The sequence below is a fragment of the Pseudomonas sp. E1MeOHC2 genome (assembly GCF_058745025.1).
In genome coordinates this window covers 2,269,317-2,284,293 of sequence record NZ_CP196675.1, presented here as the reverse complement: position 1 = coordinate 2,284,293, position 14,977 = coordinate 2,269,317, and the positions used below count along the sequence as shown (strand labels likewise).

Sequence of the window (14,977 nt, the reverse complement as noted above, 5' to 3'; positions counted from 1 at the left end):
CCCAGTACAGGTATCCCAGATGAAACGTCCAAGTGGTCGCGCCGCCGATCAGCTCCGCTCGATCCGCATCACCCGCAACTACACCAAGCACGCCGAAGGGTCGGTACTGGTCGAGTTCGGTGACACCAAGGTCATCTGCACGGTCAGCGTTGAAAACGGCGTGCCGCGCTTCCTCAAAGGCCAGGGCCAAGGCTGGCTGACGGCCGAGTACGGCATGCTGCCGCGCTCCACCGGCGAGCGTAACCAGCGCGAAGCCAGCCGTGGCAAGCAGGGTGGTCGCACCCTGGAAATCCAGCGCCTGATCGGCCGCTCGCTGCGCGCCGCGCTGGACATGAGCAAGCTGGGTGACATCACCCTGTACATCGACTGCGATGTGATCCAGGCCGACGGTGGTACCCGTACCGCGTCGATCACCGGTGCGATGGTCGCGCTGTGTGACGCGCTGGCCGTGATCAAGAAGCGTGGCGGCCTCAAGGCCGGCAACCCGCTCAAGCACATGATCGCTGCGGTTTCCGTGGGCATGTATCAGGGCGAGGCAGTGCTTGACCTGGACTACCTGGAAGACTCCGCCGCCGAGACCGACCTGAACGTGGTCATGACCAGCGCCGGTGGTTTCATCGAGGTGCAGGGCACCGCCGAAGGCGCGCCGTTCCAGCCTGAAGACTTGAGTGCCATGCTCGCTGTGGCGCAGAAGGGCATGAACGAGATCTTCGAACTGCAGCAGGCCGCGCTGGCCGACTGACGTTTCTGTAGATACGAAAAAGCCGACATCAATGTCGGCTTTTTCGTATCTGGATGACACTCAGATGGTCAACGTCCAGTCATAGTCCACGATCAGCGGCGCATGCTGCGAGAAGCGCGGCTGACGCGGCAGGCGAGCGTTACGCACGAAGCGGCGCAGGCCTGGGGTGAGGATCTGGTAGTCGAACCGGTAGCCCAGGTTGAGCATCTCGGCCTGTTCGTTGTCCGGCCACCAGCTGTACTGGTCGCCTTCACGGCTGACTTCGCGCAGGGCATCCACGTAGCCCATCTCGCCGGTGATCGCATCCATCCAGGCGCGTTCCGGCGCCAGGAAGCCAGGCGATTGCTGGCTGTCGCGCCAGTTCTTGATGTCGAGCTTCTGCTGCGCCACGTAGAACGAGCCGCAATAGATGTATTCGCGGCGCTTGCGGCGCTGCTTGTCCAGGTACTTGGCGAAATCGTCCATCAACTTGAATTTCTGGTTCAAGTCTTCGTCGCCGTTCATGCCCGAAGGCAGCAGCAGGCTGGCAATACTGACTTTGTCGAAATCTGCTTGCAGATAACGCCCGTAGCGGTCGGCTGTCTCGAAGCCCAGGCCGGTGATGACTGCCTTGGGCTGCATGCGCGAGTACAGTGCCACGCCACCTTGGGCGGGTACCTCCGCGTCGCAGGCATAAAGGAAATAGCCATCGAGCTGGAAAGCTGGGTCGTCGAGTTCAAAGGCCGAGGCGCGGGTATCCTGAAGGCAGATGACGTCGGCATTCTGGGCTTGTAACCAGCTGAGCAATCCACGCTCGGCCGCAGCCTGAATGCCATTTACGTTCACACTGATGATCCGCATAAATGGCCCCAAAAATCTCGTGCGTGTATGATACCCGAGCTCAACCCATTTAGCTAAATCCGTGGTGTCCGGGACTTTCCATGCAGCCGTATCAGCGCGACTTTATCCGTTTTGCCATCGATCGCGGCGTTCTGCGCTTCGGTGAATTCACCCTGAAATCGGGGCGTACCAGCCCGTACTTCTTCAATGCCGGCCTGTTCAACACAGGTTCCGCCCTAGCAGAGCTGGGGCGTTGCTACGCGGCGGCCATCGTCGACAGCAAGATCCCCTTCGACGTGCTGTTCGGCCCGGCCTACAAGGGTATCCCCCTGGCGGCGACCACCGCCGTGGCCCTGGCCGATCAGCATCAGCTCGACGTGCCGTGGTGCTTCAACCGTAAAGAAGCCAAGGATCACGGCGAAGGTGGCAGCCTGGTCGGTGCGCCTTTGGCCGGTGACGTGCTGATCATCGACGACGTGATCACGGCCGGCACTGCCATCCGCGAGGTCATGCAGATCATCAATGCCCAGCAGGCCAAGGCCGCTGGCGTGCTGATCGCGCTGAACCGCGAAGAGCGCGGCAATGGCGAGCTGTCGGCGATCCAGGAAGTGGAGCGTGACTTCGGTATTCCGGTGGTCAGCATCGTTTCGCTGACCCAAGTGCTGGAGTTTTTGGCGGATGATCCGCAGCTCAAGCAGCATCTGCCGGCCGTTGAGGCGTATCGGGCGCAGTACGGGATTTGATCTCGGCCCGGTATTAAAAAAGGCGACCTTCGGATGAAGGTCGCCTTTTTTGTGTCGCCTGTCCTGGCCTCTTCGCGGGCAAGCCCGCTCCCACAGGTTCTGCGCCAACTTCAAGTCTGGCGCTGCACCTGTGGGAGCGGGCTTGCCCGCGAAGAGGCCGGAACAGGCTAACTAATCACTCAGCGCGGCTTGCGGTTGGTGATCAGGGTACCCACACCGCTGTCGGTGAAGATCTCCAGCAGCACCGCATTCGGCACGCGGCCATCGATGATGTGCGAGCTGTTCACGCCACCCTGGACCGCATCCAGCGCGCACTTGATCTTCGGCAGCATGCCGCCGTAGATGGTGCCGTCGGCGATCAGTTCGTTGACTTGCTCGGTGGTCAGGCCGGTCAGGACCTGGCCTTGCTTGTCCATCAGGCCAGCGATGTTGGTCAGCAACATCAGCTTCTCGGCTTTCAGGGCCTCGGCTACCTTGCCCGCCACCAGGTCGGCGTTGATGTTGTACGACTCACCGTTGGCACCCACGCCGATCGGCGCGATGACCGGGATGAAGTCACCCTTGACCAGCATGTTCAACAGGTCGGTGTTCACGCTCACGACCTCGCCAACGTGGCCGATGTCGATGATTTCCGGGGTGGTCATCTCCGGCGTCTGGCGGCTGACGGTCAGCTTCTTGGCGCGGATCAGTTCCGCATCCTTGCCGGTCAGGCCGATGGCGCTGCCGCCGTGGCGGTTGATCAGGTTGACGATGTCCTTGTTGACCTGGCCACCGAGGACCATCTCCACCACATCCATGGTCGCCGAGTCGGTGACGCGCATGCCGTCGATGAAGTGGCTTTCGATCGACAGGCGCTTGAGCAGGTCGCCGATCTGCGGGCCACCACCGTGGACCACCACCGGGTTGATGCCCACCGCCTTCATCAGCACGATGTCACGGGCGAAGCCGGTCTTGAGCTCCTCGCTCTCCATCGCGTTGCCGCCGTACTTGATCACCAGTGTCTTGCCGACAAAGCGGCGGATGTAAGGCAGTGCTTCGGACAAAACTTCGGCTACATGGGAAGCGGCATCGCGATCGAGGGTCATGCAGGGCTCCTGTAAGGAACAGATAGTCGGTCAGAACGGCAGTTGCAGCTCAGGGGCAACCCGCAGCAACTGGGCGCGGAAAACATCCTTGATACGTTGCAATTCGGCGTCGCTGTCGGCCTCGAAGCGCAGCACCAGCACCGGGGTGGTGTTGGAGGCGCGTACCAGGCCCCAGCCGTGGGTGTAGTCGACCCGCACACCGTCGATGGTGGTCAGGTTGGCTGCGCCCCAGTCGGCGTCGCGTTGCAGTGCATCAATGATGCTGAATTTACCCTCGTCGGTCACATCAATATTGATTTCCGGCGTGGAAATATCGTTCGGGAACGCCGCGAACAAGCTTTCGGCGTCCTGGTCGGCCTTGCTGAGGATCTCCAGCAGGCGCGCGGCACTGTAGATGCCGTCATCGAAACCGTACCAGCGTTCCTTGATGAAGATGTGCCCGCTCATCTCGCCGGCCAGCAAGGAGCCGGTCTGCTTCATCTTCTTCTTGATCAACGAATGGCCGGTCTTCCACATCAAGGCTCGGCCGCCGTGCTGTTCGATCAGCGGGGTCAGGCGACGGGTGCATTTGACGTCGAAGATGATCTCGGCGCCCGGATTACGCGACAGCACGTCCTGGGCAAACAGCATCAACAGGCGGTCGGGGTAGACGATGGTGCCGGTGTTGCTCACCACACCTACACGGTCGCCGTCGCCATCGAAGGCCAGGCCGATGTCGGCACCGGTTTGCTTGACCTTGGCGATCAGGTCTTCGAGGTTTTCCGGCTTGCCCGGGTCCGGGTGGTGGTTGGGGAAGTTGCCATCCACCTCGCAGAACAGCGGGATGACCTCGCAGCCGAGGGCTTCGATCAACTGCGGGGCGATGACGCCGGCAGCGCCGTTGCCGCAATCCACCACGACCTTGAGCTTTTTCGCAAGCTTCACGTCACGGGTGATCTGCTGGAAGTAGCGCTCGAGGATCTCGACCTTTTCCACTCGGCCTTCGCCACGGGTCAGGTCATTGGTCTTGAGGCGGGTTAGCAGGGCCTGGATCTGTTCGTTGGCCAGGGTGTCGCCAGCAATGACGATCTTGAAACCGTTGTAGTCCGACGGGTTGTGGCTGCCGGTGAGCATCACCCCCGACTTGCCGGCCAGCACGTTGGCGGCGTAATACAGCGCCGGGGTCGGCACCAGGCCCACGTCGCTCACCTGGCAGCCCGCGTCGGCCAGGCCTTTGATCAGCTGCTCGACCAGCATCGGGCCGGACAGGCGGCCATCGCGGCCCACGGAGATCTGTGGCTCGCCCTGGGCGAGGGTCTGGGCGCCGATGGCGCGGCCGATCCAGTAGGCGGTTTCGGCATGGAGGGTCTTGCCGACCACGCCGCGGATGTCATAAGCGCGGAAAATGCTGTCCGGCAGTGCGGGGACCAGCTGGGCCATTTCGTTCATCTCTGGAAGCTCCATTAGTCAAAGGCTGTCTGGGCAGGCGCAAACTGAACGCTTGGACGGTGGTTTCGCCAGAGAGTTCGCCATCCTTGGCCTGAACGGTCAGCTGTCGGCTCAGTGGCTGCCTGAGTGGCCGAAACCGCCAGTGCCACGCTGGCTTTCATCAAAGGTTTCGACGATGTCGAAATGCGCCTGTACCACCGGCACCAGCACCAACTGGGCGATGCGCTCGCCAATGGCGATGGTGAACGGGGTGTTGCCGCGGTTCCAGCACGACACCATCAGCTCGCCCTGGTAGTCCGAGTCGATCAGGCCGACCAGGTTGCCCAGCACGATGCCGTGCTTATGGCCCAGGCCCGAGCGCGGCAGGATCATGGCCGCCAGGCCCGGGTCGCCGATGTAGATCGACAGACCGGTGGGGATCAGCAGGGTCTGGCCCGGCTCAAGGACGGTGTCCTCCTTGAGCAGGGCGCGCAGGTCCAGCCCGGCGGAGCCAGGGGTGGCGTACTGCGGCAGGGGGAATTCGGTGCCCAGGCGTGGGTCGAGGATCTTGGCTTGAAGAGCGTGCATGTAACTTATTGAACCTGGTTGAGCCGTTCGGCGATGAAGGCGACCAGTTGCCGGGCAATCTTGCCCTTGCTGGTCTGCGCAAAGAGGGTCTGGTGCTGCTGGCGGTCGATCACGGTCAGGGCGTTCTCTTCGCTGTTGAAGCCGATGCTGGGGTTGGCCACATCATTGGCGACGATCAGGTCGAGGTTCTTGTCCTTGAGCTTGCGTGTGGCGTAATCGAGCAGGTGTTCGGTCTCGGCGGCGAAGCCGACACTGAACGGGCGGTCGCCACGGCCAGCAATGGTCGCAAGGATATCGGGATTGCGCACCATCTGCAGCAGCATGCCGTCGCCGGTCGTAGGATCTTTCTTGAGTTTTTGCGTGGCGACGACCTCTGGGCGGTAGTCCGCGACCGCTGCCGAGGCAATGAACAGGTCGCAGGGCATGGCCGCTTCACAGGCCGCGAGCATGTCACGCGCGCTGACCACGTCGATCCGGTTGACCCGGTCGGGCGTGGGCAGGTGCACCGGGCCGGTGACGAGGGTCACCCGAGCACCGGCTTCGGCGGCCGCTTCGGCCAGGGCGAAGCCCATCTTCCCAGAGCTATGATTGGTGATGTAGCGCACCGGGTCGATGTTTTCCTGGGTCGGGCCGGCGGTAATCAGCACGTGCTTGCCGGTCAGCGTCTGGCGCTTGAAGCTTTCGGCAGCGCACCAGGCCAGGTCGGTGGCTTCGAGCATGCGGCCAAGGCCAACGTCGCCACAGGCCTGGCTGCCGGACGCCGGGCCGAAGACCTGAATGCCGCGGCTCTTGAGCAGGTCGAGGTTGGCCTGGGTAGCCGGGTCGCGCCACATCGCCTGGTTCATGGCCGGGGCCACGGCAACGGTGGCGTCGGTGGCCAGAATCAGGGTGGTCAGCAGGTCGTCGGCCATGCCTTGGGCCATGCGCGCCATGAGGTCGGCAGTGGCAGGGGCGATGAGCACCAGGTCGGCCCACTTGGCCAGCTCGATATGGCCCATGGCCGCTTCGGCGGCGGGGTCGAGCAGGTCCATGTGCACCGGGTGGCCGGACAGCGCCTGCAGGGTCAGCGGGGTGATGAATTCTGCACCGCCACGGGTCATGACGACGCGCACCTGCGCGCCGTGCTCCAGGAGTCGGCGGATCAGCTCGGCGCTTTTGTAGGCGGCAATGCCGCCACCGACGCCGAGAACGATGCGTTTGTGATACAGCCGCTGCATAGGCTTTTGCCTTTTTCCAGTGAAAGCGGGCGGCGACAAGAACTGCCTGCGGCAGAACGTCGCATGTACGAGGCGAAATAGATTAACACAGGGCCCAAACGTGCCGCAGCAGGACCAAGGAGTGGGGATGAGTATCAGGGAATGGCCGGCTGAAGAGCGGCCGAGGGAGAAGTTGTTGTTGCGGGGGGCGAGCAGCCTTTCAGATGCTGAGTTGCTGGCCGTGTTTCTCGGGTCTGGCGTGCGCGGTCGCAATGTCGTAGAGCTGGCGCGAGGGTTGCTGGTGAAGTTCGGCGGGTTGCGCCAACTGCTGGAAGCCGACAGGGAGGCCTTTGTGGGGGAGCTTGGGCTTGGGCCGGTGAAGTACAGCCAATTGCAGGCATTATTGGAAATCGGGCGCAGGAACCTTGCAACCTGCATTGAGCGTGATTCCGCCATGGATAACCCAGCGGCCGTTCGCAGGTACCTCAAGGCCATGCTGCGCCATGAGGCCAGTGAAGTATTTGGTTGCCTGTTTCTGGATACCAAGCACCGGCCGCTGGCGTTCGAGATCCTGTTCAGGGGGACGATCGACCGGGCCAGTATCTACCCGCGGGAGGTGGTGCGCCGTGCCTTGCTGCATAACGCGGCGGCGTTGATCCTGTGCCATAACCACCCGTCGGGTATCAGCGAGCCAAGCCAGGACGATGTGCACATGACGCTGGCGCTCAAGCATGCGCTAGGGCTGATCGATGTGCGGGTGCTCGACCACATCATCGTGGGTGATGGGGAGCCGTTGTCGATGGTGGAGGAGGGGTGGATCGTTGCCTAGGTTTTGCAGTGCCTGGGCCGGCCTCTTCGCGGGCAAGCCCGCTCCCACATGTGTATCACTGCCCTTGAGAGCAGTGGGGTATCTGTGGGAGCGGGCTTGCCCGCGAAGAGGCCGGTTCAGGCGCCTACAAGTTCAGCGGCTCACCGAAACCTTGCTGAAATCCAGCCGCCCAAACGGGCTCACCTGGTACCCCTCCACCCCTTGGCGCAGCAGGGTCGCCGCCGTCGGATGCGCCAGCGGCACCCACAGCGCCTGCTGCTGGATCAGCGTTTGCGCCTGTTGGTACAGCCGGCTGCGCACGCTCTGGTCATTGGTGGTGCGCCCTGCGTTGATCAACTGGTCGAGGCGGCTGTCGCAGAACCGCGCGAAGTTGGTCCCCGACTTCACCGCGGCACAGGCAAACTGTGGGCTGAGGAAGTTGTCTGGGTCACCGTTGTCACCCGCCCAACCCATGAACAGCAAATCATGCTCGCCGGCCTTGGCACGACGGATCAGCTCGCCCCACTCGATCACGCGGATCTCGGCCTTGATGCCGATCTTGCCCAGGTCAGCCTGGAGCATCTGTGCGCCAAGGCTTGGGTTAGGGTTGAGCAGGCTGCCCGAGGGGCGGGTCCAGATCGTGGTGCTGAAGCCCTCTGGCAGGCCCGCCTTGGTCAGCAGGGCCTTGGCCTTCTTCACGTCCAGCGGGTAGCCGGGCAAGTCTTTGGCGTAACTCCAGGTGTTGGGCGGGTAGGGGCCGTTGGCGGCCGTCGCGGTGCCTTCGAACACCGCCTTGAGGTAGGCCTGCTTGTCGAAGGCCAGGTTGATGGCCTGGCGTACTTCGGGCTTGTCCAGCGGCGGGTGTTCACTGTTGATGGCGACAAAAGCGGTCATGAAGGCCGGCGTGCTGGCTACCTTGAGGTTGCCCTCCTTGCTGGCTTGCGCGATATCCAACGGCTTGGGCGACAGGGCGATCTGGCATTCGTTGCGCTTGAGTTTTTGCAGGCGCACGTTGGCGTCGGTGGTGATGGCGAAGATCAGCGGGTCCACCGCAGGCTTGCCGGCGAAGTAGTCGGGGTTGGCGCGGTAGCGCACCACGGCGTCCTTCTGGAAGCGCTGGAAGACGAACGGCCCGGTGCCAATCGGCTGGCTGTTGAGCTTGTCCGGGGTGCCCGCCTTGAGCAGCTTGTCGGCATACTCGGCGGAGTAGATCGAGGCGAAGCCCATGCTCAGGGTGGCCAGGAATGTGGCATCCGGGTGAGACAGGGTGAAACGTACGCTGTTCGGCTCCGGCGCCTCGATCGACTTGATCAGGCTGCCCAGTTGCAACGATTGTGCATGTGGGTAGCCGCCCGGCGCGGTCTTGTGCCAGGCGTGGGCCGGGTAAAGCATGCGCTGGAAGCTGAACAGCACGTCGTCGGCGTTCAGCTCGCGGGTGGGCTTGAAGTACGCCGTGCTGTGGAATTTGACACCGTCACGCAGCTTGAAGTCGTAGTTCAGGCCGTCAGCCGACACCGTCCAGCTTTGCGCCAGGCTGGGTACAACCTTGCCTTGAGCAGCGTCGAACTCGACCAGGCGGTTCATCAGCACGTCGGCCGAGGCATTGGTGGTGGTCAGCGAGTTGTACTGGACCACGTCGAAGCCTTCGGGGCTGGCTTCGCTGCAGACACTCAGCGGGGCTGCCTGGGCGATGCCGGCGGCAAACAGGGAGGTGAACAATAAGGAAAAGGCGGCAGCACGCATCGTGACTCCTTGGCTGTCAGTGGCCCATCTGCCAGTGCAGTCTGGAAACGTCCTACCCTAGTGTGCGCATAAGCAAATGACCACCCTCTTTTTCTGTCGGTTGGCGACGAGTGGTCGACAGCGCGCCGCGCTAGTCGCTATGCTGCTCGCGCACGATTTGTCTCAGCTAGATGCTCATCATCTGTTGTTGCAACGCAGTCTTTCTGGTATAAAGCAGCGCTCTTTTCTAGGGGCTCGGCCTGTCGCATCAGCGGATCCGGTCGATAAGACCTCCAGAATCACGGCGCCTGGCGCCAAAGACTGAGAGATTAAGCGGCCAACCCATGCCGGGTTGGGCATGTGGTTTTAGAGGGCTGAGTCATGTCGAGAGTCTGTCAAGTTACTGGTAAGGGTCCAGTAACCGGGAACAACATTTCCCACGCAAACAACAAAACCCGTCGTCGTTTCCTGCCGAACCTGCAGCACCACCGTTTCTGGGTTGAATCCGAGAAGCGTTTCGTGCGTCTGCGCGTTTCCGCCAAGGGCATGCGTATCATCGACAAGCGCGGCATCGACGCCGTTCTGGTTGACATCCGTAAAGCTGGCGCCAAGGTTTAAGGGAGAACATCATGCGTGAATTGATCCGTCTGGTTTCGAGTGCCGGTACCGGCCACTTCTACACCACCGACAAGAACAAGCGCACCACCCCGGACAAAATCGAGATCAAGAAATATGATCCGGTTGTTCGCAAGCACGTGGTGTACAAGGAAGCCAAGATCAAGTAATTGATCGGCGACCTGAAAAAAAACCCGCATCCGAAAGGACGCGGGTTTTTTTTGCCTGCGGTAAAGGCGGCGCTTATTTCTGCTCGAACATCACATAGATCTTGCGGCACGGCTCCAGCACCTCCCAGGTGCCCTTGAAGCCGGCCGGAATGACGAAGCGATCACCGGCGCGCAAGGTCTTGGCGCCGCCCTCCTGGTCGCGCAGCACCGAAACGCCCAGCACGATCTCGCAATATTCGTGCTCGGTATAGTTCACGGTCCATTGCCCGACTTCGCCTTCCCAGACGCCTGCAGCGAACTGGCCGCATGGGCTTGAGTAGTGGTTGAAGACGGCCTGGTCTGGCTCGCCTTTGAGGATTTTCTCTGCCGCCGGGCGGTAGCGTTCAGCCTCGGTCAGAACCTGGGCGAAGTCGATGATGCTGGCGATGCTCATGGTGCGGCTCCTGTTGTTGTTTAATAAAATGCACATCAGTAGGCTTTTAGGCCTTTCGTGTCAAATATATTGATAGTTTACACGGCCTGGTTTAGGGTATCGCTTGCCCGTGTGCGCTCGTCGCCCGGCCAGAATTCTGACAACGCCTATGAGTCCTCAGTGCGGCGTTGCACCTAAACAAGAGGAGGAGTTTCGTATGACCACCCTGACTCGTGCGGACTGGGAACAACGTGCCCAGCAACTGAAGATCGAAGGCCGTGCCTTCATCAACGGCGAATACACCGACGCCGCATCCGGTGAGACCTTCGAGTGCCTGAGCCCGGTCGACGGACGCTTCCTGGCCAAGGTCGCCAGCTGCGACCTGGCAGACGCCAACCGTGCTGTCGAGAACGCCCGCGCCACCTTTGACTCCGGCGTCTGGTCGCGCCTGGCTCCAGCCAAACGCAAAGCCAAGCTGATCCGCTTCGCCGACCTGCTGCGCAAGAACGTCGAAGAGCTGGCGCTGCTCGAAACCTTGGACATGGGCAAGCCGATTGGCGACTCCTCGAGCATCGACGTCCCAGGCGCGGCACAAGCCCTGCACTGGAATGCCGAAGCCATCGACAAGGTCTACGACGAAGTCGCACCGACCCCGCATGACCAGCTCGGCCTGGTTACCCGCGAGCCGGTGGGTGTCGTCGGCGCCATCGTGCCGTGGAACTTCCCGCTGCTGATGGCCTGCTGGAAGCTCGGCCCGGCCCTGGCCACCGGTAACTCGGTCGTGCTCAAGCCGTCCGAAAAATCGCCACTGACCGCCATCCGCATCGCCCAACTGGCCATCGAAGCCGGCATCCCGGCTGGCGTGCTGAACGTGCTGCCAGGTTACGGCCACACCGTCGGCAAGGCCCTGGCCCTGCACATGGACGTCGACACCCTGGTGTTCACAGGTTCGACCAAGATCGCCAAGCAACTGATGATCTACGCCGGCGAATCGAACATGAAGCGCATCTGGCTGGAAGCCGGCGGCAAGAGCCCGAACATCGTCTTTGCCGACGCACCAGACTTGCAAGCCGCTGCCGAGGCCGCTGCCAGCGCCATCGCCTTCAACCAGGGCGAAGTCTGCACCGCGGGTTCGCGCCTGCTGGTCGAGCGCTCGATCAAGGACACATTCCTGCCGCTGGTGGTCGAGGCCCTCAAGGCCTGGAAGCCGGGCAACCCGCTGGACCCGGCGACCACCGTCGGCGCGCTGGTGGATACCCAGCAGATGAACACCGTGCTGTCGTATATCGACGCCGGCCACAAGGACGGCGCCAAACTGCTGGCCGGTGGCAAGCGCATCCTCGAAGAGACTGGCGGCACCTATGTCGAGCCAACCATCTTCGACGGCGTGACCAACGCCATGACGATCGCCCAGGAAGAGATCTTTGGCCCAGTACTGTCGGTGATTACCTTCGACACTGCCGAAGAAGCCATCGCCATTGCCAACGACACGCCGTATGGCCTGGCCGCTGGCATCTGGACCTCGGACATTTCCAAGGCTCACAAGACCGCCCGTGCCGTGCGCGCTGGCAGTGTCTGGGTCAACCAGTACGACGGCGGCGACATGACCGCGCCGTTCGGCGGCTTCAAGCAGTCGGGCAACGGCCGAGACAAGTCGCTGCATGCGCTGGAGAAGTACACCGAGCTGAAAGCGACCTGGATCAAGCTGTAAATCGCTGGGGCCGCGTTGCGGCCCATTCGCGGGACAAGCCCGCTCCCACACGTTCATCGCTGATTTCAGAATAGCGGAGTACCTGTGGGAGCGGGCTTGTCCCGCGAATGGGCCCAAGAAAATCCAACAGGGGGAGCACATGCGCTGGGGCACCTACTTCGCCGTACTGGCATCCGTACTCAGTGTCGGCTTGGCGCTGGGCGTGAGCATGCCGCTGGTGTCCCTGCGCCTGGAGGGGTGGGGCTACGGCAGCTTCGCCATTGGCGTAATGGCAGCGATGCCAGCCCTGGGCGTGCTGCTGGGCGCCAGCCTTGCCAGCCGCCTGGCCGGTTGGGTCGGCGTGCCTTCGGCCATGCGCCTGTGCCTCTGGGGCGGCGCGCTGTCGATCGGCCTGGTGGCGGTGCTGCCCAGCTACCCGCTATGGCTGGCCCTGCGCCTGCTGATCGGCATGTCCCTGACCGTGGTGTTCATCCTTGGCGAAAGCTGGATCAACCAACTGGTGGTCGAGCAATGGCGTGGCCGGCTGGTGGCGCTGTATGGCAGCAGTTACGCCTTGAGCCAGCTGGCCGGGCCATTGGTATTGGGCTTTCTCGGCTCGGACGACGACTTCGGGTTCTGGGCCGCGACTGGCTTGCTGCTGCTGGCACCGCTGGTGCTGTTGGGACGTGGCGGGGCGCCGACCACTGAAGCTTACAGTGTCACCTTCCGTGACCTGATCGCCTTCTGCCGACGCCTGCCGGTGATCGCTTGGGCGATCGCCTTGTTCGCCTCGTTCGAAGCGATGATCCTGACCTTGCTGCCGGTTTACAGCTTGCAGCAAGGGTTCAGCACCGAGATTGCGCTGTTCATGGTCAGCACGGTGGTGGTGGGCGATGCGGTGCTGCAACTGCCCATCGGTGCGCTGGCCGACCACATGTCGCGGCGCACCTTGTTCAGTGGCTGTGCGGTGACCTTGATGTGTTCAAGCCTGGCGATACCGCTGTTGCTGCACACGCCGGTGATATGGCCGCTGTGGGTGCTGTTCGGGGCCAGTGCTGGGGGGTTGTTCACCCTGTCGCTGGTATTGATTGGCGAGCGTTATCGGGATGATGCGCTGGTGCGGGCCAATGCTCACGTGGCGCAGCTGTGGGGCATTGGTTGCCTGCTTGGGCCGCTGCTGGCCGGGGCAGGGAGCCAGTGGATCAGTGGGCATGCATTGCCGTTGCTGATGGCTCTCGGGGCCGCGGGGCTGGTGGTGCTGATCAGGCGGCGCGGGGCTTTCGAGCCGGCTTCTGCCTAAGAGAGTTTGGGCCGCTTTGCGGCCCTTTCGCGACGCAAGGCCGCTCCTACAGGTACAGCGCTCAGCGCCGGCCCCTAGAGATCACAGCATCTTTTCCAGCCCGACCGCTTTGCTGACCCAGGCATTGAACCGCCGCCACATGCCGCCAGGCTCGGACGTCAGCATCCGCCGCTTACCATCATCCTCGGTCACCCACACCAGCTTGTCGCCCACCAGTTTCGGCTGGTAACTCAGCGCCGGCGCCATGCCCTGGACCGCCAGATCGCGCGTGTATTCAGCCAGTTCCGGGCTATCCACTAGTACCCCGACTTCGGTATTCCACAGCACCGAACGCGGGTCGAAGTTGAACGAGCCAATGAACGTCTTGCGCCGGTCGAACACGATCGCCTTGCTGTGCAGGCTTGAATCCGAACTGCCGTGGAAGCTCAGCCCATGCCGGGCACTGGGGGCGCCAGGCTGGCGGCGCAGCTCGAACAGTTGCACGCCATGTTCGAGCAGCGCCCGTCGATACGGCGCATAGCCGCCGTGCACCGCGGGCACGTCGGTGGCCTCCAGCGAGTTGGTCAACAGTTTGACCGAGATGCCGGCATCGGCGCTGTGGGTCAAGTACACAAGGCCGGATTCGCCGGGCACGAAGTACGCCGACACCAGGATCAGCTCGTGGTGCACGTTGTTCAGGTCAGGGGCCAATTGCTGGGTCAGCAGCAGTTGAGGGTCCGGCTCGTCATGGGCCAGGACTTTGCTCGGCGCATCCCACAGGGCCTGGCTGTGCGCCCAGATCAGCTCGTTGCGCCAGACATCCAGGCGCGGCTGAGACTGATAGGCCATCAAGCGGTCATACAAGGCCTTGCGCCGCGTCCGCGCCTCGGCCAGGGACACCTCCAGGCGATGGCGGCTGGCGCGCAGGTCAGCGGCATCCGGCAGGCGCCAGAGGAAGTCGCCGATGGGCCGGCTCAGGGCGCTGTTCCAGTACTGGTCGAAACTGTGACCCAGTTGTTCGGCCACCGGGCCCACGCCCAGTAGGTCGATGTCGGTGAAGTTGAGGTTGGGCTCCGCGTCGAAGTATTCGTCGCCCAGGTTGCGCCCGCCGACGATGGCCATGCTGTTGTCCACCAGAAACAGCTTGTTGTGCATGCGCCGGTGCTGGCGCGACAGGTTGAACAGGCGGCCCACCGCGCGCGTCACGCCGGTACTGCGGCCCAGGTGCAGTGGGTTGAAGACGCGGATGTGGATGTTCGGGTGGGCATCGAGGGTGCCCATGATGGTGTCCAGGCCATCGCTGGTGGTGTCGTCGAGCAGGATGCGCACGCGCACGCCACGGTCGGCGGCGCGCAACAGCTCATGGACCAGCGCGCGGGTGCTGAGGCCGTCGTGGACGATGTAGTACTGCAGGTCGATGCTGGCCTGGGCGTTGCGGATCAGCTCGGCCCGGGCGCGAAACGCCTCGTTGCTGTTGGGTAACAGGCGAAAGCCCGAGCGGCCCTCGTAGGGCGCTGCCTGGCGCAGCACCGAGCGGCCGAAGGCGGAGTCGTTGGCCGGCAGTGCCTGGCTGACTTCTCGGGGAGTGCCGACGCTGGCACAGCCTGCGAGGCCGAGCAGTAGCGTCAGCAGAAGCGGCAGAGCTCGCTGCAATCTCAAGGTAAGCGTGTCCTGTACAGCAAAGGCCTATGGAGTTGGACC

Annotated in this window: 14 protein-coding genes and 1 pseudogene; 7 read left to right on the top strand and 8 right to left on the bottom strand. The window is 62.8% G+C overall.

Going from position 1 to position 14,977, the window contains the following annotated elements; translation table 11 throughout:
* Positions 1–19: 19 nt before the first annotated feature.
* Positions 20–742 carry a ribonuclease PH gene (gene rph, locus ACSSU5_RS10190; RefSeq protein ID WP_264311017.1) on the top strand — a complete coding sequence of 241 codons (723 nt, stop codon included), beginning with the start codon at positions 20–22 and terminating at the stop codon, positions 740–742.
* A 60-nt stretch (positions 743–802) separates the two neighbouring features.
* On the opposite strand, the gene crc is transcribed toward rph, so the two are convergent.
* The gene (crc, locus tag ACSSU5_RS10185; RefSeq protein WP_003253401.1) at positions 803–1,582 is read right to left on the bottom strand and encodes a catabolite repression control protein Crc; all 780 of its coding nucleotides are present in this window, start codon (positions 1,580–1,582) and stop codon (positions 803–805) included.
* A gap of 80 nt (positions 1,583–1,662) precedes the next feature.
* On the opposite strand from crc, the gene pyrE reads away from it, so the two are divergent.
* Positions 1,663–2,304: an orotate phosphoribosyltransferase gene (gene pyrE, locus ACSSU5_RS10180; protein WP_003253405.1), complete on the top strand. Its 642-nt coding sequence runs from the start codon at positions 1,663–1,665 to the stop codon at positions 2,302–2,304.
* Positions 2,305–2,483: 179 nt separating this feature from the next.
* Here the strand turns inward: pyrE and argB are convergent, their stop codons facing one another.
* The 4 genes and pseudogenes from argB to coaBC form a co-directional block, all read right to left on the bottom strand.
* A complete protein-coding gene (gene argB / locus ACSSU5_RS10175) occupies positions 2,484–3,389 on the bottom strand; it encodes an acetylglutamate kinase (protein ID WP_027592158.1) in 906 nt (301 codons plus the stop codon).
* A 30-nt stretch (positions 3,390–3,419) separates the two neighbouring features.
* A pseudogene (locus tag ACSSU5_RS10170) lies at positions 3,420–4,793 on the bottom strand (phosphomannomutase/phosphoglucomutase); the annotation flags it as partial.
* Positions 4,794–4,928: 135 nt separating this feature from the next.
* Positions 4,929–5,384: a dUTP diphosphatase gene (gene dut, locus ACSSU5_RS10165; protein WP_264311018.1), complete on the bottom strand. Its 456-nt coding sequence runs from the start codon at positions 5,382–5,384 to the stop codon at positions 4,929–4,931.
* Positions 5,385–5,389: 5 nt separating this feature from the next.
* Complete coding sequence (coaBC, locus tag ACSSU5_RS10160) at positions 5,390–6,601, bottom strand: bifunctional phosphopantothenoylcysteine decarboxylase/phosphopantothenate--cysteine ligase CoaBC (protein WP_027592161.1); 1,212 nt, start codon at positions 6,599–6,601, stop codon at positions 5,390–5,392.
* A 127-nt stretch (positions 6,602–6,728) separates the two neighbouring features.
* Between coaBC and radC the strand changes: the two genes are divergently transcribed.
* Complete coding sequence (radC, locus tag ACSSU5_RS10155; RefSeq protein WP_264311019.1) at positions 6,729–7,409, top strand: RadC family protein; 681 nt, start codon at positions 6,729–6,731, stop codon at positions 7,407–7,409.
* 132 nt (positions 7,410–7,541) lie between these two features.
* On the opposite strand, the gene ACSSU5_RS10150 is transcribed toward radC, so the two are convergent.
* On the bottom strand, positions 7,542–9,131 hold the full coding sequence (locus ACSSU5_RS10150) for an ABC transporter substrate-binding protein (protein ID WP_492561100.1): 1,590 nt from the start codon (positions 9,129–9,131) through the stop codon (positions 7,542–7,544).
* 360 nt (positions 9,132–9,491) lie between these two features.
* Here ACSSU5_RS10150 and rpmB point away from each other — a divergent pair, with 360 nt between their 5' ends.
* A complete protein-coding gene (gene rpmB, locus ACSSU5_RS10145) occupies positions 9,492–9,728 on the top strand; it encodes a 50S ribosomal protein L28 (RefSeq protein ID WP_003253504.1) in 237 nt (78 codons plus the stop codon).
* 11 nt (positions 9,729–9,739) lie between these two features.
* Complete coding sequence (gene rpmG / locus ACSSU5_RS10140) at positions 9,740–9,895, top strand: 50S ribosomal protein L33 (RefSeq protein ID WP_003253507.1); 156 nt, start codon at positions 9,740–9,742, stop codon at positions 9,893–9,895.
* A 73-nt stretch (positions 9,896–9,968) separates the two neighbouring features.
* On the opposite strand, the gene ACSSU5_RS10135 is transcribed toward rpmG, so the two are convergent.
* On the bottom strand, positions 9,969–10,328 hold the full coding sequence (locus ACSSU5_RS10135; RefSeq protein WP_264311021.1) for a cupin domain-containing protein: 360 nt from the start codon (positions 10,326–10,328) through the stop codon (positions 9,969–9,971).
* A 196-nt stretch (positions 10,329–10,524) separates the two neighbouring features.
* Here ACSSU5_RS10135 and ACSSU5_RS10130 point away from each other — a divergent pair, with 196 nt between their 5' ends.
* Both ACSSU5_RS10130 and ACSSU5_RS10125 read left to right on the top strand, forming a co-directional pair.
* Positions 10,525–12,018 carry an aldehyde dehydrogenase gene (locus ACSSU5_RS10130; protein ID WP_264311022.1) on the top strand — a complete coding sequence of 498 codons (1,494 nt, stop codon included), beginning with the start codon at positions 10,525–10,527 and terminating at the stop codon, positions 12,016–12,018.
* A 139-nt stretch (positions 12,019–12,157) separates the two neighbouring features.
* Complete coding sequence (locus ACSSU5_RS10125; protein WP_264311023.1) at positions 12,158–13,297, top strand: MFS transporter; 1,140 nt, start codon at positions 12,158–12,160, stop codon at positions 13,295–13,297.
* Positions 13,298–13,378: 81 nt separating this feature from the next.
* Here the strand turns inward: ACSSU5_RS10125 and ACSSU5_RS10120 are convergent, their stop codons facing one another.
* Positions 13,379–14,935 (bottom strand): phospholipase D family protein, encoded by a 1,557-nt coding sequence (locus ACSSU5_RS10120; protein ID WP_264311024.1) that lies wholly within the window; start codon positions 14,933–14,935, stop codon positions 13,379–13,381.
* Positions 14,936–14,977: the final 42 nt, after the last annotated feature.

Coding starts and splice junctions, on each gene's coding strand:
- dut (WP_264311018.1), bottom strand. CDS start 5,384: ATGCACGCTCTTCAAGCCAAGATCCTCGACCCACGCCTGGGCACCGAA.
- ACSSU5_RS10130 (WP_264311022.1), top strand. CDS start 10,525: ATGACCACCCTGACTCGTGCGGACTGGGAACAACGTGCCCAGCAACTG.
- coaBC (WP_027592161.1), bottom strand. CDS start 6,601: ATGCAGCGGCTGTATCACAAACGCATCGTTCTCGGCGTCGGTGGCGGC.
- pyrE (WP_003253405.1), top strand. CDS start 1,663: ATGCAGCCGTATCAGCGCGACTTTATCCGTTTTGCCATCGATCGCGGC.
- rpmG (WP_003253507.1), top strand. CDS start 9,740: ATGCGTGAATTGATCCGTCTGGTTTCGAGTGCCGGTACCGGCCACTTC.
- crc (WP_003253401.1), bottom strand. CDS start 1,582: ATGCGGATCATCAGTGTGAACGTAAATGGCATTCAGGCTGCGGCCGAG.
- rpmB (WP_003253504.1), top strand. CDS start 9,492: ATGTCGAGAGTCTGTCAAGTTACTGGTAAGGGTCCAGTAACCGGGAAC.
- ACSSU5_RS10125 (WP_264311023.1), top strand. CDS start 12,158: ATGCGCTGGGGCACCTACTTCGCCGTACTGGCATCCGTACTCAGTGTC.
- ACSSU5_RS10135 (WP_264311021.1), bottom strand. CDS start 10,328: ATGAGCATCGCCAGCATCATCGACTTCGCCCAGGTTCTGACCGAGGCT.
- argB (WP_027592158.1), bottom strand. CDS start 3,389: ATGACCCTCGATCGCGATGCCGCTTCCCATGTAGCCGAAGTTTTGTCC.
- radC (WP_264311019.1), top strand. CDS start 6,729: ATGAGTATCAGGGAATGGCCGGCTGAAGAGCGGCCGAGGGAGAAGTTG.
- ACSSU5_RS10150 (WP_492561100.1), bottom strand. CDS start 9,131: ATGCGTGCTGCCGCCTTTTCCTTATTGTTCACCTCCCTGTTTGCCGCC.
- rph (WP_264311017.1), top strand. CDS start 20: ATGAAACGTCCAAGTGGTCGCGCCGCCGATCAGCTCCGCTCGATCCGC.